Genomic DNA, 22,860 nt, shown 5'->3' on the forward strand with positions numbered 1-22,860 from the left:
GATCCCCCGCGCAGGAAAGGGAAACCATGGCAGTCGGCGTCCTGTCGATCGGCTCCTACACACCGGACAAGGTGGTCGACAACCAGCAGATCAGCGCCTGGACGGGCATGCCCGAGTCCTGGGTGGCCGAGCGGACCGGCGTGCTCGAGCGGCGGTACGCCGAGCCCGGGACCGCCACGTCCGACCTGGCCCTCCCCGCCGCCCGCGAGGCGCTCCAGGGCGCCGACGAGTCCGTGCGCGAGAGGCTGGGCGCGCTGGTCGTGGCGACCAGCACCCCGGACGTGCCGCAGCCGTCCACCGCGGCGATCCTCCAGCACAAGCTGGGGCTCTCCTCGCTGCCCGCCTTCGACATCAACGCCGTCTGCAGCGGTTTCCTCTACGGCCTCGCGGTCGCCGAGGGCCTCCTCAAGGCCGGCCGGCACGGCGACCACGTGCTGCTCGTCGGCGCCGACATGTTCTCCACGATCATGGACAGGTCCGACCGGCGGACGGTGAGCCTCTTCGGCGACGGCGCGGGCGCCGTCCTGCTCGGCGAGGTGCCCGAGGGCTACGGACTGCAGTCGGTGCACCTGGTCACGGACGGGGAGTACCACCACTACGTGGGCGTGGAGGCCGGCGGCACCCGGACGCCGCTGGACGCCGAGGCCCGCGAGGCCGGCAAGCACCTCTTCCGGATGGACGGCCGCTCGGTGCGGGACTACGCCCTCTCGGTGCTCGCGAAGCTGACCGCCGTCACGCTCGACGACTGCGGACTCACCCTGGACGACGTCGACCGGTTCGTCTTCCACCAGGCCAACACGCGTCTCCTGGAGACCTTCGCGGCGGACGCCGGCATCGACCCGGAGCGCGTCGCCTACACCGCGCCCCACCTGGGCAACACGGTCGCCGCGTCCGTGCCCCTCACCCTGCACGCCACGCACCGCGAGAAGCCGCTGCGGCGCGGCGAGCGGGTGCTGCTCGCCTCGGTGGGCGGCGGCATGACCGCGGGCGCCGCGCTGCTGACCTGGTACTGAGCCCGCCGCCCGGCCCTTCTCTGCCCGTCGGCGCAGAGCCACACACGCACACCACACGCACACAGCATCGGATGGAGGAGCCCATGAGGCTCGACGGACAGACGGCCGTCATCACTGGCGGGACGCGGGGCCTGGGCCGGGCGATCGCCGAGGCCTACCTCGCGGAGGGCGCCTCGGTGGTCGTCGCCGCGCGCAACCCGTACGACATCAAGGAGCTCGCCGACGACCACGGCGACCGGCTGGTCTACCACCACACCGACGTCACCGACGAGGGATCCGTGGCCGGGCTGATGGACACCGCCGCCGAGACCTTCGGCGGCATCGACATCCTGGTCAACAACGCGGGCGTCAGCCGCGACGGCAAGATCGCCCGGCTCTCGGTCGCGGACTGGAACACCACCCTCGCGACCAACCTGACCGGTGTCTTCCTCTGCACGCGCGCGGTGATCGGCCCGATGACCGCGCGCCGCGAGGCCACCGGGATCGGCGGACGCATCATCAACCTGTCGTCCTGCGTGGCCGGCCGGGCGGCGATCGGCGCCTCCGCGTACAGCGCCAGCAAGGCCGCCGTGGAGATGTTCACCCGTACCTCGGCGGCCGAGCTCGCGCCCAAGGGGATCACCGTCAACTGCCTGTCGCCCGGCTACATCGACGAGGGCATGGGCAAGGAACTGGCCTCCAACGAGAGCGCCTGGGAGTACTACCGCGGCCGGCTGCTCTCCGGCCGGCTCGGCCGCCCGGCAGAGGTCGGAGCGACCGCCGTGTTCCTCGCCTCGCAGGACAGCTCGTACGTCAACGGCAGCGTGGTCGAGGTCAACGGAGGTCTGATGTGGGCGGCCTGACGGGAGGTCGCGCGATCGGGGCGGACCGTCCCGTCCTGGTCGTCGGCGCGGGCCCGGTCGGTCTGCTCGTCGCCTGCGAACTGCTCCAGCGGGACATCCCCGTACGCGTCGTGGACGCCGGTCGCGGCCACTCGGCGCACTCCCGCGCCAACGTCATCTGGCCGCGCAACCTCGAACTGCTCGACCGGATCGGGGTGACCGACGAGCTCCTCGCCGCCGGCCACCGCCTCGCGGGGACCGCGTTCTACTCGCGCGGCCGCCGTCTGGCGACCGCCTGGATGAGCAGGCTGCCGGACTCGCCGTACCCGTTCGCGCTCACGATCCCGCAGCACGACACCGAACGGGTACTGCGCCGGCGGCTCGCCGCCCTCGGCGGCACCCTCGAGGAGGGCGTCCGGCTCACCGCGCTGGACAACACGGCGGACGGCCCGGCCGTCAAGCTGGAGCACGACGACGGCCGGATCGAGGAACTGGAGCCCGGCTGGCTCGTCGGCGCGGACGGCGCGCACAGCACCGTGCGCAGGGAGCTGGGGATCGCCTACGACGGCCCGCCGGTCGACGTGTCGTTCGCCATCACCGACGCCCGCCTCTCCACCAGCCTCCCCGAGGACCTGTCGCACTACTGCTACGCGCCGAGCGGCGCCATCGTCCTCGGACCGATGGGCGACGGCGTGCACCGCATCGCCCTGAACGTGCCGCACGACGCCTACGACGAGCAGAACCCGCCGCCGCGCGAGATGTTCCAGCAGGTCGTCGACGACCGGGCGGCAGGGCGCAGCCGGGTCGAGGAACTGCTCTGGAGCGGCTCGTTCCGGGTCCGGGTCAGGATCGCCTCCACCTTCCGCAGCGGGCGCTGCTTCCTGGTGGGCGACGCCGCGCACGTGATCAGCCCGGCGGGCGGGCAGGGCATGAACACCGGCATGCAGGACGCGTTCAACCTGGCGTGGAAGCTGTCCGGCGTCCTCCACGGCGAGTTCGGCGAGGCGATCCTCGACTCGTACGACTCCGAGCGCCGGGCCGTCTCCCACCAGGTGGCGCGCTCGACGGAGCTCCTCACCAAGGCCGGCCTGGTCAACACCCCGGCGAAGGTCGCCCTGCGGGACGCGGCGTTCATGGCGGCGGACCGGACCGGGCTCTTCCAGCGCAAGCTGGCCCCGCAGCTCGGCCAGACGGCCGTCAGCTACGACGGCGACCGCCACCCCCGGCTGCCGCTGAAGGTGGCCTCCGGGCCCTGGCCGTCCGGGGCGTCCGGGGCTTCCGCGGCTGCCGGGGACGGTGCGCCCGGGGTCACGGCCCCGCGGTTCGACAGCGGAGGCTGGCCGGCGATCGACCGGGACCGGCACACCGTGCTGCTCTGGCCCGGTACGCGCACCCCGCCGGCGGACTGGCCGCGCACCCGGGACCGGGTGCGCCGCGAACTGCCCGACGCCACCCCCGTACTCGATCTGACCCGTGCGGTCCCCCAGGGCCTGGCCCGGGCCCTCGGCCCGCGCCCCGCCGTCGCGGTGGTGCGCCCCGACGGCCATCTGCTGGCCCGGCTGGATCCCGCACGGCCCCAGGACACCACGCGACTGCTCGACCGAGCGGCACATCTCAGGAGCCGGTCATGACCCCACCTCCCGCCCTCCCGTCCCTCACCACCGACCACTCCCGACCGGTGGTGGCGTTCTTCGACGCCGACGAGACGCTCATCGCGATGAAGACCCCGTTCTCGCTGCTGCGCTACCGGCTGCGGCGCCAGGGGGACGTCACCGGCACGGCGTACGAGCGGCTCGTGGACCCGCTGCGGCGGCTGGCGTCGATGGGCGTGACCCCGGTCGAGGTGGTGTCCAAGTTCTACGAGCTGCACGCCGGCATCCCGTGGGACGACGTGATCGCGGAGGCCCGTGAGTGGTACGCCGATCTGCGCGAGCGCGGGGCGCCCTTCATCGAGCCGACGGTGGCCCGGCTCCGGCGCCACCAGGCGGCGGGCCATCACACGGTGGTGATCTCCGGCTCGTGGCCCGCGACGCTGCACCCGATCACCGACGACCTGGGGATCGACCTGGTCCTGTGCACGGAACCGGAGCTGGACGGGGCCGGGCTGATGACCGGCGCGATCCGGCACGCGATGTTCGGGCCCGCGAAGGCGGACGCGGTCCGTGAGGCGCTGGAGAAGTTCGGCGCGGACCCGGCGGACTGCTACGCCTACGGGGACGACCCGGGTGACCTGACCATGCTGAGCATGGTGGGCCGTCCGACAGTGGTCGGCGCGCACCCGAGGATGACGGCGCACGCCGCCGAGCACGGCTGGCCCGTCGTCCCGGCCACGCTCATGCCGGGCACCAGGCGCCAGCCGGTGTAGTCCGCCCGGGACACGCCGGTGGGCGGTGTTGGTCCGCCCGGACACGCCGGTGGGCGGTGCGGCGGCCGAGCGGGCCGTCGCACCGTTCACCGGCGGGTCCGGGGTGGACCGGCTGGTCTCAGCGCGCGCCGACCGCCGCGGGCAGCACCGCCAGCTGCTCCAGCGCCTCGGGCGGCAGGACCAGCGATCCGGCGGCCACGTTGTCCTGGAGGTAACGGCGGGTCTTGGTGCCGGGGATGACGCCCACGTGCTCGCCCTGGGCGAGCACCCAGGCGATCGCCACCTGGGCCACGGTCGCGCCGAGCCCGTCGGCGACGGACCGCACGCGCTCGACGATCGCCTGGTTGGCGCTGAGGGCCTCCGGCTGGAAGCGCGGGATCCGGTGCCGCCCGTCCACCGTCGGCAGGTCCTGCGGGCCGCTGATCAGTCCGGACAGGAAGCCGCGGCCGAGGGGGGCGAACGCGACGAACGCGATGCCCTCGCGCCCGCAGAACTCCACCACCCCGTCCGTCAGCGCGTCACGGCTCCACAGGGACAGCTCGCTCTGCACGGAGGCGACCGGATGCACCGCGTGCGCCCGGCCGATCTCCTCCGCCGACGCCTCGGAGAGGCCGAGGGCGCCGAGCTTGCCCTCCTTCACGAGCTCCGCGAGCGCGCCCCAGCTCTCCTCGACCGGGACCTCGGGGTCGATGCGGTGGAGCTGGTAGAGGTCCACGTGGTCGACCCCCAGCCGCTCCAGGCTCGCCTCGACGGCGGCGCGCAGATACTCGGGCCGGCCGTCGCGGTGGCTGCGGTAGGTGGCGGGGTCGTCCACGACGAGTCCGCCCTTGGTGGCCAGCAGTGCCCGGTCGCGGTGGCCCCGCAGCGCCTTCCCGACCAGGAGCTCGTTGGTGAACGGGCCGTACTGGTCGGCCGTGTCGATGAGATCGACGCCGAGTTCCAGGGCGTGCCGGACGACGCCGATGGACTCGCTCTCGTCCCGGCCCAGTTCGTCGTACCCCCACGACATCCCCATGCAGCCGAGGCCGACGGCCGCGAAGGTCCTCTCCGAGCCGCCCAGTTGGATCCTGCGCATCACGTGCGCACCGCCTTTCCCCTTGTGCCTCTGAGTCCTGTGCCGCTGAGTCGAACAGCAGACTCTCACCTTCACACAGAACTCTGCCATACGACATTGACATCCTCTATGTTCAGACCCCTACTCTATGCCAGAGCTCATACACATAGCTGACTACGAATAAGACAGAGGTGATCTCCGTGTCCACCGGCAACCCGCGGGCGACGCTCGCCGCGGCGTGCGTCGTCGGCCCGCTTATGACCCTGGTCGTGACCGGTCCGTCCGTGGCCGTCCCCGACATCGGCGCCGACCTGAACAGCTCGCTCGCCGCCGCCCAGTGGGTGGTCGACGGCTACATGCTGACCGCGTCCAGCAGCCTCGCGGCCATGGGCTCGCTCGCCGACCGCATCGGCCACCGCAGGATGTTCACCTGGGGCATGGCCTTCTTCGCCTTCTGGATGACCGTCTCCGGACTGGCCAACAGCATCCTGCTGCTGGACGCGGCACGCGCGATCGCCGGCTTCGGCAGCGGCGCGGCGCTCGCCTCCATCACCGCGATCCTGGCGCAGTCCTTCGACGGCCCCGCCCGCGCGAAGGCCTTCGGACTGTTCGGCACGTTCCTGGGCGCGGGCCTCGCGTTCGGGCCGATGTTCGGCGGCGTCCTGGTCAACCTGTGGGGCTGGCGCTCTGTCTTCCTCGTCCTGGCCGCCGTCTCCGCGCTCGTCCTGCTGAGCACTCCGCTGCTGCCCCGCACGGAACCCCAGCGCGGACCGCGGTTCGACTGGCCCGGCACCCTCGCCTTCGGCTTCGGCGTCGCCCTGTTCGTCCTCGCCCTGGTGGAGGGCCCCGGCCGGGGCTGGACCGACCCGGTCGTCCTCGGCTCGTTCGCCGTCTGCCTCGTCCTGATGGTGACGTTCGTGACCGTCGAACGCCGCGCCGAGCACCCGATGTTCGACCTGGGCCTCTTCGCACGGCCGCAGTTCCTCGCCGTCTGCCTGGTGCCGCTGGTCCTCGCGTTCAGCTTCGTCGCGCTCGTCATCGTGTTCCCGCCGTACCTGACCTCCACGAGCGGTCTGTCGGCCGTCCGCATCGGCCTGGTCCTGCTGCTGCTCACGGGCCCGTCGCTGGTGATGCCCGCCGTCACCGGTGTGGTCGCCCAGAAGGTCTCGCAGCGCGCCCTGTTCGTCGTCCTCCTCTCCTTCTCCGCCGTCGGCGCCGCCTGGCTGACGATGGTGGACCCGGGCGCCTCGACGGCCGCGCTGGCCGGCCCGCTGCTCTTCCTCGGCATCGGGTACGGCATCTCCCTCGGCATCCTGGACGGCGCGGCGGTCTCCGCCGTCGAGCCCGAGCGGATGGGCATGGCCGCGGGCATGTTCAACACGGTGCGGCTCGCCTCCGACGCCGTCTCCATGGCCGGTCTGGCCACCCTCGTCACGGCCCTCACCAAGAGCGCCCTCGACAGCGACGCCGTCTCCGCCTTCCCGGGCGGCGCCGACGCGCTGACCTCGCGGACGCTCCAGGGCGGCCTGACCGAGGCCGCCGGCGAACTGCCGGCCGGCGAGGTGCGGGACCGGGCCGTGACCGCGATGGCCGACGCGTACGGCAGCGGCCTGCACACCACCATGTGGATCGTGGCGGCGGCGTGCGTGGTCAGCGCGGTCGTCGTCGGCAGCCTGCTCAAGGGCCGTACGGACTCCGACGACGCGTCCGCCGCTCCCGGCGACGGCACCGGCGACCCGGCCGCGGCGGCGCCCGAGCCCGCCGCCGCGCACTGAGAGGGCGACCGTGACCCAGACCGCCCTCGGACCCGTCGAGGTCCTGCCGCCCTACGTCGACGAGCAGCTCGTGGAGCGCCTCGGCATCGAGATCAGCGTGTGCGAGCCCGATCTCGTGATCGGCACCATGCCGGTGTCGGGCAACCGTCAGCCCATCGGACTGATGCACGGCGGAGCCAACGCCGTCCTCGCCGAGACCCTCGGCTCGCTCGCGGCCTGGGTGCACGCGGGCGCCGACCGGATCATCGTCGGCCAGGAACTGTCCTGCACCCACCACGCCGGGGCACGCTCCGGCAAGGTCACCGGGCACTGCCGGCCCCTGCACGTGGGGACCCACACCGCCACGTACGAGATCGTCATCACCGACGACCGCGGACGGCGCACCTGTACCGCCCGGCTGACCTGCGCGATCCCGCCGGCCCGGCGCCGGTCGAGCCGGTGACCCAGAAGGCCCCGGGGAACGACCGCGGGCCTGCCCGAAGGCGGCAATGTGCGACTACTGCTTCGTCCTCTGCCGTATGCAAGACTATTGACATGGCGAACACGACGACGGAGACGGTCGCCGCCGGCCGACTCGGGCACACGATCAAGAGGGCCGAGCAGGCCCTCATCGGACGCAAGACCGAAGTGCTGCGCGAATACGGGCTGACGGTTCCGCAGTACTCGGTCCTACTGCTGCTGTCGGTCTCCGACGGCATGTCCGCGGCACAGCTCGCGCGTGAGTGCATGGTCACGCCGCAGACCATGGCCACGGTCCTGACCAACCTGGAGAAGGCCGATCTCGTGTTCCGCGAGCCCTCGGAGCTCCACCAGAAGGTCGTGGTCAACCGGGCGACCCGGGCCGGCCGCGCCATCGCCAAGAAGGCGGACAAGGCTGCCCTGCGTGTCGAGGGCTCGCTGAGCGCCGAGTTCACGCCCGAGGAGCTCGCCCACTTCCGGGAGTACCTGGAGCGGGCGATCACCGTTCTGGGGTCCTTGGAATAGTCCTCCGAATCCCTTGGCGCCGGCATGAGGAAACCACGGTGAATTCACCCTTCGGTGAATCACCGCGGTTTCCTTTTTTCGATGCCGCGGCCAAAGTAAATAGCAGGAACAGAACGTGTAAATGTTTGCCACCGGGGGCGGCCCCAAAAAGGTTTTAGGCCAGAGCCCTGCTATGGTTGGCTGGTCTCGCGTGCTGCGCACCACGGGTTACGGGGGATGCAGGGATCAACCATTTCGCCACCGACGGGATGGATGGCCCAATTAAGGGGGAGTGGTGCAGACAAGGGGGAGTCGTGCAGATTCATGTCCTGGGACCGATGACGATCCTGAACGACGAGCTTGAACCGATCGTCCTGGCGCCCAAGCCGCGCCGGCTTCTGGCTTTACTCGCTGTCAATGCGGACAGCGCCGTATCCGTCCACGCACTCGTTCAGGAGTTGTGGGGGAACAATCCGCCGCGAACGGCTACCGCAACAATACAGACATACATCGGACAGGTCCGGCGTACCATCGCAGAATCCCTCGGGAAGAGCGCCAATGAAGTCGCCGAAGAAATCCTGATAACCGAGGGCGGCAGCTATGTGCTGTCCACGGCGAATGTCGCGCTCGACGCCACGGAGTACGAGATGCTCGTCGCGACGGGTAACGGGGCGATTCAGCGGGAGGACTTCGTCCAGGCATCGGACCTGCTGCACCGGGCCGTGGGACTCTGGCGCGGGCCCGCACTCGTCAATGTGGAGGCCGGTGAGCTGCTCGGCGCCCGGATCGTCCACTTGGAAGAGTCCCTGCTGTGCGCGCTGGAGCACCGGATCTACGCCGATCTCCAGCGAGGAGCACACCACACGCTGGTGCCGGAGCTCACCGAGCTGACCGCCCGCCACCCGCTGCACGAGAACTTCCACCGGCACCTGATGCTCGCCCTGTACCGCTGCGGCCGGCGGGCCGAGTCGCTCGCCGTCATGCGGCGGCTGCGCGCCCGGCTCGTGGAGGAACTCGGCCTGGAGCCCTCACCGTTCCTGGTCCAGATGGAACAGGACATCCTCCGCGGCGAACCGTCCCTCGACCGGACCCGGCTGCGGGCGGCCGCCGACGTGGTCGTACGGCAGGCGGACCGCAGAGCGATGCGGCATGTGGTGCACCTGGCACCGATGCGGGCGACCGGCTGACGGCTGACCGGGAAGAACGAGAACCGCGGGCCGGCGGGGCACAGAGCCCCGCCGGCCCGCGGTCTTTGTTGTTCTTTGTGGTGCCGGGCGCCGCTGACCGGTGGCCCTCGGTGCGTCGGCGCCGAGGGCCCTCCGCCGGTCAGGCATCGCGGCCCTCGGTGCGTCAGGCGCTGCGGCACCTGCCGGGTCAGGCGCCGCGGCCCTCGTCGCGTCAGGCGGCGCTGACCAGCAGGCACGACCAGGTGAACCCGGCACCGGCGCTCACCACGAGGGCGTACTCGCCGGGGCCCAGCATCCGCCGGGCGTGCAGGTCCGCGAGGCTGGCCGCGGTGTCCCCGGCGCCCAGGTGCCCGGTGTCGGCGCCGGGCCGCAGCAGCTCCGCCCCGGTGAGCTTCGTCAGCATCGGTGCGTAGGCCAGGTCGACGGTCTTACGGCCGAGGCGCGGCGCCACCACGTACCGCAGCGGCACGTCGCCCGCGGCCGCCAGGCACTCGCCCACCGCGGATTTCAGCGCCGCGGCGCTCGCCCCGGTGAACGCCTCCATGCCCTCCGCCTGGAGGAACGCCTTCTTGGTACGACGGATGTCGACCCGCGGCCCGAGGGAGCGGGCGGCCGGGCTGAACGGGTCGTCGCCGCGGTGCATCCGCTCCAGGCTCGGTGCGGCCACCGTGGAGAGGGCGTGCAGGACCAGGTCGGCCGGCCGGCCGCCCTCGCTCCCGGGCAGGTGGTGCAGGACGAGGGCGGTGGCCCCGTCTCCGTACGCGATGCCGTAGTCCCCGCTCCAGCGGTCGAATCCCGGCTCCACGAAGGCGTCGGCCGTGGTGATCAGGGCGTGGCCGAGGCCGGGTTCGACGAAGAGCCGGGCGGCGGCCAGCTCCACGGCCGCCGCGCCACCGTTGCACACCTGCTGGACGCCGACGGGCACGGCGTCCCGGGCGCCGATCCCGTCGGCGACGAAGTGCGCGGGGGACCACAGGTCGTGGCCCTGGTAGTGGATCCAGGCGTGCATGACCAGGCCCACGGCGGCGGCGTCCACTCCCGCCGCCGTGAGGGAGTGGCGGCCGGCCTCGACCGCCATCTCGGGCGGGGCGAGCTCGGCCACGGGAAGCCGGTCGTAGCCCAGCTCCTCGGCACTCTCGGCGTCGACCAGTCCCCTCGCGACGGCCTCCTCGGAGCTCTGGCGCCCGGCGGGAAGCCAGACCGAGGGGGCGGAGATGCCCAACGGGCCGGGAAAGCGCATCACTCGGCCCCGGCGGCCGCGCGCTTCCCTGCCGCGCTCTTCCCGGTCGCGCTCTTCACGGTCGCGCTCTTCCCGGTCGCGTCGCAGCCCGGGTCGGGGGCGGCCTTGGTCGGGCCGGAGGCGTTCTTGGGGAGGATGTCGACGACGTACAGCTCGACCGGCTCCGTGCCGTTGTTGACGCCCATGTGCACGGTGTCGGGACCCACGGGCTCCACGAGCGACTCGCCCGGGCCGTACTCCCGTACCGAACAGTCCGCGCCCTCGATCCGGGTGAAGGTACCGGAGTTGATGACGGCGATCTCCTCGCCGAGGTGGTAGTGCCAGCCCGTCGAGGCGCCGGGCTGCACGACCGCCTTGCGGTAGAGGACCTTGCGGTCGCCGTTCGCCTTGATCTTGAAGGGTGCCGAGGTGACGCCCTCGCTCAGCACGACCGCGCTCACCGGCGGGATCTCGGCCTGGGCGACGGGCTGGGTGGCGAATCCGACGCCGAACGCCACGGCGGCGACGGCACCGGCCGTGACGAGCTTGCTCTTCTTGACCACGGGAAACGTCCTCTGCTCACGGGAACCGAACCGCAGCCATGTTTATCAGAGCATTGGCACTGAATCGTGGTCTGTCTTGACTTCCTGGGCTGGCCTCTTGTCGGCCTTCAGCGGTTCTTGTGCGGACCCTCGCGGAGGTTCCCGTACGACGCCCACAGGCAGCCCCCACGCCAGCCCTCTCGCCCCGCCTCGCCCCGCCTCGGCCCGCTTCGGCCCGCCTCAGCCCGCCTCGGCCCGCCTCAGCCCGCTTCGACCAGCGAGATCCGGCCCTTGCGCTCGTCGCGCGCGAGCAGCTCCACGACCCGCTCGCGGACATCGGTACCGGCCCGCGCCGTGTGCAGCATCAGGCGGATGCCGGGACGGTCCGGGATCTCGAGGACCGAGTGATCGAAGATCAGACACCCCGCCCACGGATGGTCGATCGCCTTCACACCCTGGCTGGTGGGCGTCAGCTCGTACCGCGACCACAACGCCGCGAACTCCGGGCTCTCCCCCTCCAGTCGGCGTGCGATCCGGGTGAACTCCGGCTCCTCGGGGTACCGCGCGGCGTCCCTGCGGAACTCGGACACCAGCCCCGGCGCGACCTCCGCCCAGTAGCGATGACGCGCCCGGAAGGCCTGGTTGGTGAAGAAGGCCACCAGGCAGTTGGTGTCACCCTCGCCGAAACCGAAGACCAGCTCTGCCGCCCGGTTGGTACCCACGATGTTCCAGCACCGGTCGATGACGTACGCGGGGCTCGGCATCCAGCCCTCCAGGAGCGCCGTCAACTGGCCCGGGTCTCCCGGCTCGTCCGCCGCCGTGCGCCGCGGCGGGTTCATCCCCGCCAGCCGGTACAGATGGTCCCTCTCCACCGCGTCGAGCAACAGCGTCCGGCTGATCGCGTCCAGGACCTGCTCCGACACCTTGATGTCCCGGCCCTGTTCGAGCCACGTGTACCAGGAGGCCCCGATGCCGGCCAGCATCGCGACCTCCTCCCGGCGCAGCCCCGGGGTGCGCCGGCGCCCACCGGGAGCAAGACCCACGTCCTCGGGACCGAGGCGCTCCCGCCGCGTGCGCAGGAAGTGCTTGAGCTCCTCGCGTCGGCGGGGCTCCCGTACCGCGTTGAGGCTGGTGGTCATGAACCCATGATACTTTCGCGCTCCCCACGCCGTGGCGATATTTGCCAGCCTTCTGGCATGACTTCCGACTCCGCCACTTCGCAGGGCAAGGTGCCCTTCACGACCCGCCAGTGGCTCATCATCGCCCTCCTGTGCGGCGCGCAGTTCATGCTCGCCCTGGACTTCTCCATCCTCAGCGTCGCCCTGCCCGTCCTCGGCGAGGACCTGGGCTTCCAACTGAGCGACCTCCAGTGGGTCGTGACCGCCTTCGCCCTGCCGTCCGGCGGACTGCTGCTGCTCTTCGGCCGGGCCGCGGACCTCTACGGCCGCCGCAACTGGTTCATCGCCGGCATGGTGCTCTTCACCGTCGCCTCGCTGGCCGGCGGTCTCGCCCCCACCCCCGGCTTCCTGCTCGCGGCCCGTGCCGCACAGGGTGTCGCGGCGGCGATGCTGACCCCGGCGGCCATGTCGCTGCTCACCACCAGCTTCGCCGAGGGCTCGCAGCGCGACCGCGCGCTCGGCATCAACGGCGCCCTGCTGTCGCTCGGCTTCCTGTCCGGCGTGGTCCTCGGCGGAGTCGTCACCGACCTCACCAGCTGGCGCGTGACGCTCTTCATCAGCGTCCCGGTCGGCATCGTCGCCTCGATCGCCGCCCCGATCCTCATCAAGGAGAGCCGCAACGAGGAGACGCCGAGGCTCGACCTCCTCGGCGCGGTCACCGTCACCGGCGGCCTGCTGTCGATCATCTTCGGCATCACCTCCGCCGAGCGCAACGGCTGGGCCTCCACCACGACGCTGCTCGCCCTCGGCGCCGGTCTCGTGCTCCTGATCGCCTTCTTCGCCGTCGAGTCCCGCGTCACCGCCCCGCTCGTCGACCTGCGCGTACTGCGCCGGCGGACCGTCAGCTGGGGCAACGCCACCGGCCTGGTCACCTTCGCGATGATGACCGGCATGGTCTTCCTGCTGACCCTCTACATGCAGCAGGTCCGCGGGATGAGCCCGCTCAACGCGGGCTTCACGTTCGCCTCGCTGGGTGTCGCGGCCGTCCTCGGCGGCGCCTTCGCCGCCCGGATCATCGGCAGGATCGGTGTCCACCGCGCGCTGGTCTACGGCCTGCTGCTGCAGGCCGCGAGCACCGCCGCGCTCTTCTTCCTCGACACCGAGGGCGGTATGCCGCTGCTGCTCGTCGCGACCGCCACCGGCGGCTTTGGCCACCTCCTCGCCGTCGTCGGCTACATGATCACCGCCACCTCGGGCCTGCCCGACCACGAGCAGGGCCTCGCCACGGGTCTCGCCTACACCGGCCAGCAGCTCGGTGTCACCGTCGGCACCCCGATCCTGGCCACGGTCGCCGCGGCCGGCATCGACTCGGCCGGCGGCAACGGTCCGGCCGCGGTCCTGAACGGCGTACAGAACGGTCTGCTCCTCGCGGCCGGCGCGCTGCTCCTCGCGGGCCTCGTCGCCATCGCGTTCCTGCGGCCCCGGCAGACCACGGCTCCTGTCTCCTCGGCTCCCGCGACCGAGGCAGGGGCCGGGACACCGATGGCCGACCAGCAGATCGCGGCGCGCTGACAGACCGAGGAGCACGATCCGTATGCGTATGCGCTACCTGGGCCGCACCGGCCTGCAGGTCTCCGAGATCTGCCTCGGCACCATGACGTTCGGAGGCCGCCACGGCTTCCAGCACATGGGCCGGCTCAACACGATCGAGGCCCGACGGCTCGTCCACCGGAGCATGGACGCGGGCGTCAACTTCTTCGACACCGCCGACATGTACTCCGCCGGCCAGTCCGAGGAGGTGCTCGGCGCGGCCCTCGGCGACCGCCGCGAGGACGTCGTCATCGCGACGAAGGTGCGCTGGCAGATGCCGGACGGCAGCAGCGGCCCGAACGACCGCGGGCTCTCCCGGCACCACATCGTCCGCTCGGTCGAAGCCAGTCTGCGCCGCCTGGGCACGGACTACATCGACCTCTACCAGACACACGGCTGGGACGGCCGGACCCCGTGGGAGGAGACCCTCCGGGCCCTCGACGATCTCGTACGGGCCGGCAAGGTCCGCTACGTCGGCGCCTCGAACCTGACGTCCTGGCAGCTCACCCGTGCGCTGGCCACCAGCGAGCGGCAGGGCCTGGAGCGGTTCGCCTCGCACCAGATCCAGTACAGCCTGGCGGCCCGCGAGGTCGAGTGGGAGCTGCTGCCCATGGCCGAGGCGGAGGAGGTGGGCGTCATGGTGTGGAGCCCGCTCGCGGGCGGACTGCTCAGCGGCCACCAGGAAAGGGACGGCAGGCCCCCGGCGGGCACGCGGCGGGCGGTCGGCTACTTCGAGCCGGTCGACCCGGAGCGCACGTTCGACACGATCGAGGTCCTCCGCGAGATCGCGAAGAAGCGGGAGGTGTCCCCGGCGCAGGTGGCACTGCGCTGGGTACTGGAGGGCCGCGGCGTCACCTCGGTCGTCATCGGCGCCCGCAACGAACGCCAGCTGGCGGAGAACCTGGCCGCGACGACCTGGTCACTGACCGAGGAGGAGCGCACCGCACTCGACGGCGTCAGCGCGCCACCGCTTCCGTACCCGTACTGGCACCAGGAGTACTGCGACGCGGACCGCGTCCGGGAGCCGGAGGAGACGTCGGGCGAGCGCGACGGAGAGTGAGGGTCTGCGAGACGAGAAGCGAGAGCCCCACGGGTCCGAGACCCGTGGGGCTCTCGCATGCGCGGGTCGGACTCATGTGGTGATGTCACCGGTTCGGGGGGTCCGAAGCGGCAGAGACGTTACGCCCGCGCGTGCGGTGCGTGATCACTGCAACACTCTGCGCAACACCCGGTGGGGGTGCTCAAGCTGGAGGAAACGTGCGGAAGTTGACGACGACGGCGATTGCGGCGGGGCTGTTCTTGGGCGGGGCGGGGGTTGCGGTTGCGGCAAGTGGTTGGCACAAGCTCCCTCACATGGAGACTCAAGGCCTCATCGCCGATGGGTCGTACAAGTGGGAGCCCAGGGGCCAGAACCACGGCGGATTCCACTTCAAGGTGGCGCTCCAGGACGCCGATCCGTTGGACGGCCACAACGTGTACGTGGAGAGCAAGGTCGAGGGCTACAGCTGGAGCCGCCTCTACGGCGTTCAGAGGAAGACCGTCACCCTGGACAAGGTGATCTACGACGGCGCAGCCCAAGTCACGAGCGAGGCGTGGATCCGCGCCTGCCGTGACCGCGGGTCCCTCCGCCCGGACAACTGCGCGGACACCGTGCGCCGCGAGCGTCCGGAGCAGCGGCACAAGTAGGACCAGCCGTAGCCGAATGACAAGGGTCGGGAGGCGGCTTGCGGGCAACCTCCCGACGCAAGGGAGCACCAGGATGGACGTCATTCTCCGCGCCGAAGGCGTGGATCTCTTCTACGGAACGCAGAAGGCCGTCAACGGCGCGGACTTCTCGCTGAGGCGCGGGGAGGTGACCGCCATCATGGGGAGCAGTGGATCCGGGAAGTCGTCACTGCTGTACTGCCTGGCCGGGGTGCTGGCACCGACGAACGGCTCTGTCTCCTTCGACGGAGTCGCCTTCTCCAAGCTTTCCGACGACGATCTGAGCACGCTGCGACGTGAGCGGTTCGGCTTCGTCTTCCAGTACGGGGAATTGCTCCCCGAGCTGACGGTCGAGGAGAACGCCGCCCTGCCGCTACGGCTCGCCGGCCAGCGCAAGGGGCCCGCACATGCTGCGGCCGGGGAGGTCCTCGGGCGGCTCGGGATGACCGATCTGCTGCAACGCAGGACCTCCCAGCTCTCTGGCGGGCAGAGTCAGCGGGTCGCCGTCGCACGGGCCCTCGTCCACCGGCCGGACGTCGTGTTCGCCGACGAGCCGACCGGAGCACTCGACAGCGTCAACGCATCTGCCGTGTTGGAGGAGTTCCTGCGACTCGCTCGGAATCAGGGCACCGCCGTCGTGATCGTCACGCATGACGCGACGGTGGCCGAGCACGCCGACAGCCGGTACACGATGACCGACGGGATCCTGAAGTGAACCCCTTCCTGCTCGGCATGCTGCTGGTGTGGCGCGGTGGGCGCAGGGGCCGTGCCCGGTTTCTCCTGATGACGTTCGGCTGCTCGCTCGGGGTGGCCTGCCTCGCCGCGGTACTGACCATCCCGGCAATCCTGGGCGCTCATGACGCACGTTCCGCCGCCCGCGAACCGCGGACCCAGTACGAACTCAAGGACGGCTGGTCAAGCAACGACACCATCGCGTTAAGCCACTTGGACGCCTACGGATCCCAGCCGCTCCGGCGTGTGTTCGTCGCCCGTCCCGCCTCCGGGCCAGCGCCGGTGCCCCCAGGCCTTGACCGGCTGCCCGCGGCCGGAGAAGTGATCGTCTCACCGCAGCTGCTCAAGGTCCTTGCCGCAGCCCCCGGAATCGCCGGGCTCCTGCCAGGCAAGGTGACTGGCACGATCGGGCCACAGGGACTTGCCGGACCCGATGAGCTATACGCCTACATCGGGAAATCACACGCTCAGCTCCCGGCTGGAAGCGTCCGGCGAGTGGACTACTTCGGCGCCCCTTACCCCGTCTTCGAAGTCGTCGAAGAGTCCACGCTCGACATCCTCCGGTTCACGCTTGCCTGCGTGGTCCTGCTCCCGCTCGCCGTGTTCCTCTCGGTGTGCGCCCGGCTCTCGGTGGAGTCCCGCGCCCGCAGGCTGGCCGCCCTGCGACTCGTTGGGATGAGCGTCAAAGACACCTTGCGAGTAAACGCTGGCGAGACGGTGTCGGCAGCTTCTCTAGGCGCGTTGCTCGGGGTCGGCGGGTACCTCGTCGTCAACGAGATCATGGCGAGGGTCGGCCTGCCCGGACTTCATTGGTACCCGGCCGACGGCCGCCCTGACACCACCACGCTCGCAGCTTGCCTGATCTTTTGCCCGACCCTCGCCTGGTTCGTCGGACAGCGCAGCGCACGGGCCGCCGCGCTCACCCCGCTCCACGTCCGACGTACTGCCGAACGCAAACCACCACGGATGTACGGAACGCTGCTCCTGCTCCCCGGGCTCGGCATCATCGGCGGCTACTGCGCGCTCAGCGCGCTGGGGAGGGATCCATCCGGCGGCTCTGCCAACACCCTCCTCGTTCCCGCCGCCGTGCTGCTGACCGGGGCCGGACTGGTCTTTGGCCTGCCCCCGATCACCGCTTGGCTCGCCCGGCGACTCGCCCACACCACCCGATCGCTCCCGCTGGCACTCGCGATGCGCCGTGCCGAAGTCCAGCCAGGCGCTTCACTTCGGGTCGTCACTGGACTCGTGCTGCTCGTCTACGCCACTGCCCTCACACAGGGCGTTCTCGTGGAGCTAAGCCAGGTGAGCCGCAATACTGCCCCTGTCCAGGAGTACGACGTCAGTCTCTCGGAATTGACCCCTCCGCAGCAGCAGAGGCTGACTCAAGTCACAGGCGTGAGGGCCCACGGCATCACCGCCCCGTCCTGGAGTCCGATCGACGGCAACATCCACTCTGGCATCGACATCGCCGTGGCCACTTGCGATCAACTCGCTGCATTCAGCAAGTCCTCCCAGGGGTGCGTCGACGGAAAGCCGTTCCACCTGGTCAACCCCGAGCATCTGGCCAACGAGGCAGCCAAGCCCGGCAAGCCGTTTCCGATCCTTCTGGACAATGGCAAGAAGATCCCTGTCGTCGTACCCCGCGAAACGCTCGTCGTGCACACGTACGAGACGTACGACTTCGGAGCGGCAGATGTACTCGTCCCGCCCTCCTTCCTGCCTGCTGGGACGGTTCCCGCAGAAGGGGACATCGTGCTCGGCACGGACTCGGACCCCAAGACTGTACGCACCGCTCTCGACGCCATCGGCACCATCGCCCCTCTCGCCGACGTACGCCCCGTCGGCATCGTCATCACCTCCCTCGCCCAACTCACCGTCATCCGCAGCCTCCTCGCCGCCGGCATGGTTCTCGGGCTCGTCATCAGCGTCGCCGCCTTCGTCGTGTCCGTCGCCGATCGGGCCATGGAGCGGCGCGCCCAGGTCGCCGCGCTCGCGTTGCTCGGGGCTCGGGCCGCGACCTTGCGGGTTGTGCAGTGTGCACAGGTGGTGTTGCCGCTGGCTCTCGGGCTCGGGGCCGCCGTGGTCACCGGGTGGCTTGCCGAGTCGAGTTACCTGATCACCGGGGGCGGGGCCGTGCACTGGGACTGGAGTGGGCTGCCCCTGCTCCTCGCCTGCTGTCTCGGCGTGCTCGTCGCCGCCGCGGTCGCCTCCCTGCCGCTCGTGCGGCGTCACGTCGACCCCGAGCACATTCGGCGCGACTGACCAGCCCGGGGGCCGGGGGATGCCCCCCCGGCCCTCACGCCGCCAGCTCGTGCGCCGTCCGCTCCGTCACCCGCCCCGTCAGCGCCAGCGTCAACGCCGCCGCCGTCAGGCCGCCCGCCAGGGCCGTCCACCAGAGGGCGGACGGGCCCACGCCCGTGTAGAGCGTCACGCCCACGGTGAGGGCCGTGAAGCGGGCCACGCCCCAGGTCCAGCTGAAGGCGCCCTGGTAGCGGCCGCGGGCGTGGGGCGGGGCCAGGTTGGCGACGACCGTCGCCGCGATGCCCGCGACCACGACCTCCCCCAGCGACCAGACGACCACCGAGACCGTGAAGCCGACGATCCCGTCCGCGAGGCCCGTCAGGGCCACGCCGACCGCGATCAGGACGCTGCCCGCCGCCTGCACCCACAGCTGGGGCAGGCGGGTCAGCCTCGCCGTGACGAGGGGCTGGAGCGCGACCACCAGGATCGCGTTGACCGCCGCCATCGCCCCGTACACCGCCGGCGACAGACCGCTGTCCTGGACGGCGAGCGGCAGGGCCACCTCCGTCAGGGAGTAGACGAAGAGCTGGATCCCGAAGAGGGGGAGCAGCGCCAGGGCCAGCCGGTCCCGGAACACCACCCCGTAGCCGATGCCGTCCTTCGCACCGCGTGCCGGCTCCTCACGCCGCGGCTCCTTCAGGCGCGTCGCCACCACCACCGCGTAGATCAGCATCGTCCCCGCGTCCACCGCGAACAGCAGCCAGTAGCCCTGCGCCGCCAGGAAGCCGCCGAGGACGCCCGCCACCGCCGTACCGATGTTCACGCCCCAGCCGAACAGGGCGTACGCCCGCTGCCTGCGCTCCGCGTCGACCGCGTCGGCCATCAGCGCGAACGCCGCCGGGCCGACCAGCGCCCCCATCGCGCTGATCAGCAGCGCCGCCGCCGCCATCGTCCACACGCCCGGCGCCACGAACAGCGCGCCCTGCGCCGCCGCCGAGCCGACGAGGCCGAGCAGCATCGTCGGCCGGCGGCCCACGCGGTCGGCGAGCACGCCGCCCACCGCCGGGCCGAGGAGGTTGCCCGCGCCCAGGGCGCCGAGGACGTACGTCGTCTCCGGGCCCGTGACGTCGCGCGCGGCGAGGAAGAAGACGAGGAAGGGAGTGACCATGAAGCCGAGCCGGTTGATGACCGTCCCGGCGAAGAGGGTCCACACGGTGGGCGGGAGTCCGCGGAAGGAGGAGAGCATGCGAGGACCATGCGCCCGGGACACCCCGCGCATCCAATGATTAAGCTCAGGCCGAATCCACCGTCGGCGACGAGGGGGCACGTGTGGAGACCGGACTCAGTTTCTCGGCGGCCGATCTGGCCCAGACCCGTTTCGCCGTCTCCCCCATGTGGGAGGTCGTCACCAGCTTCCGGCTGCTCCGTGAGGCCGACGACCCGCCCCTGCACCGGCGTTGGGCCGCTCAGGTACGGCCCCGGGTCAGCGGTGCCGGGCTCGACCGCGGCTGGCTCGCCGAGCTGATCCCCGGGCACGGCTACCTCGCCGACTTCCTCAACCCGACCCCCACCACCCCCTTCCCCACCCTCGCCGCCGAGCTCGACGCCATCCGCGCCTCCACGCCCGCGCAGGTGCGGGGGGACCTGGACATCCTCCGCACCAAGGAGCCGCGCGGCGCCGGACACCGCCCCTCCCCCCGCATGCGGCTGCTGCGCGAGGCCCCCGAGGAGGCCCTGGAGAAGGTCGTCGCCGAGATCGAGGCGTACTGGGAACTCGCCCTCGCCCCCTACTGGGCCCGCATCCGCCGGCTCCTGGAGGCCGACCTCTTCCACCGCGCCCGGCAGGTCGCCGAACACGGCTCGGCGCGCGTCCTGAGCGAACTGCACGAGACCGTACGGTGGGACGACGGCACCCTCCACCTGGTCCGCCGCCACTGCGCGCTGACCCGCGACCAGGCGGGCTCCGGGCTGCTGCTCGTCCCCTCGGCGTTCGCCTGGCCCCGCGTCCTGACCCGCGCGGTGGCACCCGAACCGCCCCAACTCGCCTATCCCGCACGCGGTATCGGCAACCTCTGGGAGCCGCGCGCGTCCGCCGCCACGGATGCCGTCGCCGCGGTACTCGGCCGGTCCCGCACCCTGCTCCTCACCGAACTCGACACCCCGGCCTCCACCACCCGGCTCGCCGCCGACTGCGGCCTGTCTGCCGCCGCCGTCTCCCAGCACCTCACCGCGCTGCGCGACGCGGGCCTCGTCACCGCGCACCGCAGCGGCCGCTCCGTCCTCTACGCCCGCACCTCGGTCGCGGACGCCCTGCTCTCCCCCTCGGAGGAACTCGTATGACCCGGTCCTGGTCCGAGCGTGTCGTCATACGCGACGGCGTACGGCTCTCCTGCCGGGACTGGGGTGGTGGTGGTGACGGCGCCGACGACGACGGCTCCGCGCCCGCCGTCGTCCTCCTGCACGGGCTCGCCGGGCACGCCGGCGAGTGGGACGCCACCGCCGTACGGCTCCGGGCCGAAGGCCACCGGGTCGTCGCCGTCGACCAGCGTGGGCACGGCCTCAGCGAGCGCCTCCCCCGGGACACCTCACGGGCCGCGTACGTCGCCGACGCCGTGGCCGTCATCGACCAACTGGCCCTCACTCAACCCGTGTTGATCGGGCAGTCTCTCGGCGGTCACGCCGCCATGCTCACCGCCGCCGCCCACCCCGGTCTGCTGAGCGGCGTGGTGCTCGTCGAGGCCGGGGCCGCGCAGGCGGAACCGGGCGTCGCCGACGACATCGGCGCGTGGCTGAAGTCCTGGCCGGTGCCGTTTCCCACCCGGGAGGCGGCCGCGGGCTTCCTGGGCGGCGGTCCCGTGGGCGAGGGCTGGGCGGCCGGGCTCGAGGAACGGGACGGCGGCGGGCTGTGGCCGCGCTTCGACACCGAGGTCATGGTGCGCTCGCTCGCCGAGAACGCCACCCGGGCCTGGTGGGAGGAGTGGGCGGCGATCGACTGCCCGAAGCTCATGGTGATCGCCCAGAACGGGATCATCACGGCGGACGAGTTCGACGGCATGGCCGGCCGGCGCCCCGACACCTGGGCCGCGAGCGTCCCGGCCACGGGGCACGACGTCCATCTGGAGCGGCCGGAAGCACTCCACCAGCTGCTCGCCGCGTTCCTCCGCGACGTGGACGTCACGCGCGCCCCGGACATCACGCACGCCCCGGACCACACGCGGGCCCCGGGCCACACGCCGGTCCTGGACCGCATGCGCGCCCCGGACCACACGCGGGCCCCCTTCGGCACTTGCGCCCCGGACGGCCTGGGCTGAATCGGCCCTTGCGTTCGAGTCCACTCCAGCTTCTAGAGTGCGTCGCGCGAAGCGGCCGCGCACACACGGCCCGCACGCCCAACGGGGAGATGAGAAGCATGCGTTATCGCGTACTCGGCGGAACCGGCATCGAAGTCAGCGCGTACTGCCTCGGCACGATGATGTTCGGCGCCGTCGGCAACCCCGACCATGCGGACTCCGTACGGGTCATCCACGCCGCCCTCGACCAGGGCATCAACTTCGTGGACACCGCCGACATGTACTCGACCGGCGAGTCCGAGGAGATCGTCGGCAAGGCGCTGCGCGACCCGCGCCGCCGCGCCGAGACCGTCCTCGCGACCAAGGGGTACTTCCCGATGGGCGAGGGGCCTGCCCGCGGCGGTCTCTCCCGGCGCTGGCTCACCCGCGCGGTCGAGGACAGCCTGACGCGGCTCGGCACCGACTGGATCGACCTCTACCAGGTCCACCGGCCCGACCACCGTACGGACATCGAGGAGACGCTCTCCGTCCTCGGCGACCTCCAGGCCCAGGGCAAGATCCGGGCGTTCGGCTGCTCCACCTTCCCCGCCGAGGAGATCGTCGAGGCGCACGCCGTCGCCGAGCGCCGCGGCCTGCGCCGCTTCCGTACCGAGCAGCCGCCGTACTCGCTGCTCGCGCGGGGCGTGGAGGCCTCGGTGCTGCCGGTGGCGCGGCGGTACGGGATGGGTGTGCTGACCTGGAGCCCGCTGGCCTCCGGGTTCCTCTCCGGGAAGTACCGCAAGGGCCGGCCGGTCGACCTGACCGGCGGACGCCCCGCACTCACCCCGCACCGCTTCGACCCGGAACTCCCCGGCAACGCCGCCAAGTTCGACGCCGTCGAGGAACTGGCCGCCCTGGCCGAGGAGATCGGCTGCTCGCTGCCCGAGCTGGCCCTCGCGTTCGTGACGGCGCACCCGGCGGTGACCTCCGTGATCATCGGCCCCCGGACGGGGGAGCAGCTGGAGGGGCTGCTGAAGGGCGCGTCGCTCGTCCTCGACGACGAGGTCCTCGACCGGATCGACGAGATCGTCCCGCCGGGGACGAACCTCTACCGGGCGGACGGCGTCTGGCAGCCGGAGTCCCTGACGGACGTATCCCTGCGGCGCAGGCCGACCGCGGACCGCGCGGCGGGCTGACCAGCACGCGGGCAGACGGCAGCGGCAGGTCGGCCAAGCGGCGGGTAGACCGGGGCGGATGGCCGACCGCT

21 protein-coding genes and 1 pseudogene are annotated in these 22,860 nt (G+C 71.6%); 17 read left to right on the forward strand and 5 right to left on the reverse strand.

The annotated features are described in order from the left end of the window. Positions 1-26 precede the first annotated feature (26 nt). From ACFVGW_RS33385 to ACFVGW_RS33400, 4 genes are all read left to right on the forward strand, one after another. Positions 27-1,013, forward strand: a complete 987-nt coding sequence (locus ACFVGW_RS33385; protein ID WP_383226456.1) for a 3-oxoacyl-ACP synthase III family protein — start codon at positions 27-29, stop codon at positions 1,011-1,013. A gap of 83 nt (positions 1,014-1,096) precedes the next feature. Further along, the gene (locus ACFVGW_RS33390) at positions 1,097-1,855 is read left to right on the forward strand and encodes an SDR family oxidoreductase (protein ID WP_352189771.1); all 759 of its coding nucleotides are present in this window, start codon (positions 1,097-1,099) and stop codon (positions 1,853-1,855) included. Further along, complete coding sequence (locus ACFVGW_RS33395; RefSeq protein ID WP_385854586.1) at positions 1,843-3,465, forward strand: FAD-dependent monooxygenase; 1,623 nt, start codon at positions 1,843-1,845, stop codon at positions 3,463-3,465. The genes ACFVGW_RS33390 and ACFVGW_RS33395 overlap by 13 nt, the downstream gene beginning before the upstream one ends. Further along, a complete protein-coding gene (locus tag ACFVGW_RS33400; protein WP_385854587.1) occupies positions 3,462-4,199 on the forward strand; it encodes an HAD family hydrolase in 738 nt (245 codons plus the stop codon). The genes ACFVGW_RS33395 and ACFVGW_RS33400 overlap by 4 nt, the downstream gene beginning before the upstream one ends. A 118-nt stretch (positions 4,200-4,317) precedes the next feature. Here ACFVGW_RS33400 and ACFVGW_RS33405 read toward each other — a convergent pair whose 3' ends face one another. Further along, the gene (locus ACFVGW_RS33405; RefSeq protein WP_385854616.1) at positions 4,318-5,274 is read right to left on the reverse strand and encodes an aldo/keto reductase; all 957 of its coding nucleotides are present in this window, start codon (positions 5,272-5,274) and stop codon (positions 4,318-4,320) included. Between the two features lie 179 nt (positions 5,275-5,453). Here ACFVGW_RS33405 and ACFVGW_RS33410 point away from each other — a divergent pair, with 179 nt between their 5' ends. From ACFVGW_RS33410 to ACFVGW_RS33430, 5 genes and pseudogenes are all read left to right on the forward strand, one after another. After that, complete coding sequence (locus ACFVGW_RS33410; RefSeq protein WP_385854588.1) at positions 5,454-7,028, forward strand: MFS transporter; 1,575 nt, start codon at positions 5,454-5,456, stop codon at positions 7,026-7,028. A gap of 10 nt (positions 7,029-7,038) precedes the next feature. Continuing rightward, a complete protein-coding gene (locus ACFVGW_RS33415) occupies positions 7,039-7,470 on the forward strand; it encodes a hotdog fold thioesterase (RefSeq protein ID WP_383226446.1) in 432 nt (143 codons plus the stop codon). A gap of 92 nt (positions 7,471-7,562) precedes the next feature. Beyond that, positions 7,563-8,012 carry a MarR family winged helix-turn-helix transcriptional regulator gene (locus ACFVGW_RS33420; protein WP_385854589.1) on the forward strand — a complete coding sequence of 150 codons (450 nt, stop codon included), beginning with the start codon at positions 7,563-7,565 and terminating at the stop codon, positions 8,010-8,012. 317 nt (positions 8,013-8,329) lie between these two features. Beyond that, a pseudogene (locus ACFVGW_RS33425) lies at positions 8,330-8,527 on the forward strand (winged helix-turn-helix domain-containing protein); the annotation flags it as partial. Between the two features lie 66 nt (positions 8,528-8,593). Next, positions 8,594-9,178 carry an AfsR/SARP family transcriptional regulator gene (locus ACFVGW_RS33430; RefSeq protein ID WP_385854617.1) on the forward strand — a complete coding sequence of 195 codons (585 nt, stop codon included), beginning with the start codon at positions 8,594-8,596 and terminating at the stop codon, positions 9,176-9,178. Positions 9,179-9,389: 211 nt separating this feature from the next. Here the strand turns inward: ACFVGW_RS33430 and ACFVGW_RS33435 are convergent, their stop codons facing one another. The 3 genes from ACFVGW_RS33435 to ACFVGW_RS33445 form a co-directional block, all read right to left on the reverse strand. Continuing rightward, positions 9,390-10,400 (reverse strand): 3-oxoacyl-[acyl-carrier-protein] synthase III C-terminal domain-containing protein, encoded by a 1,011-nt coding sequence (locus tag ACFVGW_RS33435; protein ID WP_385854590.1) that lies wholly within the window; start codon positions 10,398-10,400, stop codon positions 9,390-9,392. A gap of 17 nt (positions 10,401-10,417) precedes the next feature. Beyond that, positions 10,418-10,960 carry a cupin domain-containing protein gene (locus tag ACFVGW_RS33440; protein ID WP_385854591.1) on the reverse strand — a complete coding sequence of 181 codons (543 nt, stop codon included), beginning with the start codon at positions 10,958-10,960 and terminating at the stop codon, positions 10,418-10,420. A gap of 239 nt (positions 10,961-11,199) precedes the next feature. Next, positions 11,200-12,078: a helix-turn-helix transcriptional regulator gene (locus tag ACFVGW_RS33445; RefSeq protein ID WP_385854592.1), complete on the reverse strand. Its 879-nt coding sequence runs from the start codon at positions 12,076-12,078 to the stop codon at positions 11,200-11,202. 57 nt (positions 12,079-12,135) lie between these two features. Between ACFVGW_RS33445 and ACFVGW_RS33450 the strand changes: the two genes are divergently transcribed. The 5 genes from ACFVGW_RS33450 to ACFVGW_RS33470 all read left to right on the forward strand — a co-directional run bounded on the left by ACFVGW_RS33450 (position 12,136) and on the right by ACFVGW_RS33470 (position 18,345). Continuing rightward, entirely contained in the window at positions 12,136-13,629 is a 1,494-nt protein-coding gene (locus ACFVGW_RS33450) for an MFS transporter (protein ID WP_385854593.1), read from the forward strand. 22 nt (positions 13,630-13,651) lie between these two features. Next, positions 13,652-14,707 (forward strand): aldo/keto reductase, encoded by a 1,056-nt coding sequence (locus ACFVGW_RS33455; protein ID WP_385854594.1) that lies wholly within the window; start codon positions 13,652-13,654, stop codon positions 14,705-14,707. A gap of 293 nt (positions 14,708-15,000) precedes the next feature. Then, a complete protein-coding gene (locus ACFVGW_RS33460; protein WP_385854595.1) occupies positions 15,001-15,333 on the forward strand; it encodes a hypothetical protein in 333 nt (110 codons plus the stop codon). Positions 15,334-15,406: 73 nt separating this feature from the next. Next, positions 15,407-16,066 (forward strand): ABC transporter ATP-binding protein, encoded by a 660-nt coding sequence (locus tag ACFVGW_RS33465; RefSeq protein WP_385854596.1) that lies wholly within the window; start codon positions 15,407-15,409, stop codon positions 16,064-16,066. After that, the gene (locus ACFVGW_RS33470) at positions 16,063-18,345 is read left to right on the forward strand and encodes an FtsX-like permease family protein (protein WP_385854597.1); all 2,283 of its coding nucleotides are present in this window, start codon (positions 16,063-16,065) and stop codon (positions 18,343-18,345) included. Before ACFVGW_RS33465 ends, ACFVGW_RS33470 begins: the two co-directional genes overlap by 4 nt. 34 nt (positions 18,346-18,379) lie before the next feature. Here ACFVGW_RS33470 and ACFVGW_RS33475 read toward each other — a convergent pair whose 3' ends face one another. Beyond that, a complete protein-coding gene (locus ACFVGW_RS33475; protein ID WP_385854598.1) occupies positions 18,380-19,570 on the reverse strand; it encodes an MDR family MFS transporter in 1,191 nt (396 codons plus the stop codon). Positions 19,571-19,653: 83 nt separating this feature from the next. On the opposite strand from ACFVGW_RS33475, the gene ACFVGW_RS33480 reads away from it, so the two are divergent. From ACFVGW_RS33480 to ACFVGW_RS33490, 3 genes are all read left to right on the forward strand, one after another. Next, positions 19,654-20,664 (forward strand): DUF5937 family protein, encoded by a 1,011-nt coding sequence (locus tag ACFVGW_RS33480; RefSeq protein WP_385854599.1) that lies wholly within the window; start codon positions 19,654-19,656, stop codon positions 20,662-20,664. Continuing rightward, the gene (locus ACFVGW_RS33485; protein WP_385854600.1) at positions 20,661-21,635 is read left to right on the forward strand and encodes an alpha/beta fold hydrolase; all 975 of its coding nucleotides are present in this window, start codon (positions 20,661-20,663) and stop codon (positions 21,633-21,635) included. The genes ACFVGW_RS33480 and ACFVGW_RS33485 overlap by 4 nt, the downstream gene beginning before the upstream one ends. A gap of 98 nt (positions 21,636-21,733) precedes the next feature. Beyond that, positions 21,734-22,789 (forward strand): aldo/keto reductase, encoded by a 1,056-nt coding sequence (locus tag ACFVGW_RS33490; RefSeq protein WP_385854601.1) that lies wholly within the window; start codon positions 21,734-21,736, stop codon positions 22,787-22,789. Positions 22,790-22,860 lie beyond the last annotated feature (71 nt).

The organism is Streptomyces sp. NPDC127129 (assembly GCF_042671585.1).
Taxonomy (GTDB): domain Bacteria; phylum Actinomycetota; class Actinomycetes; order Streptomycetales; family Streptomycetaceae; genus Streptomyces.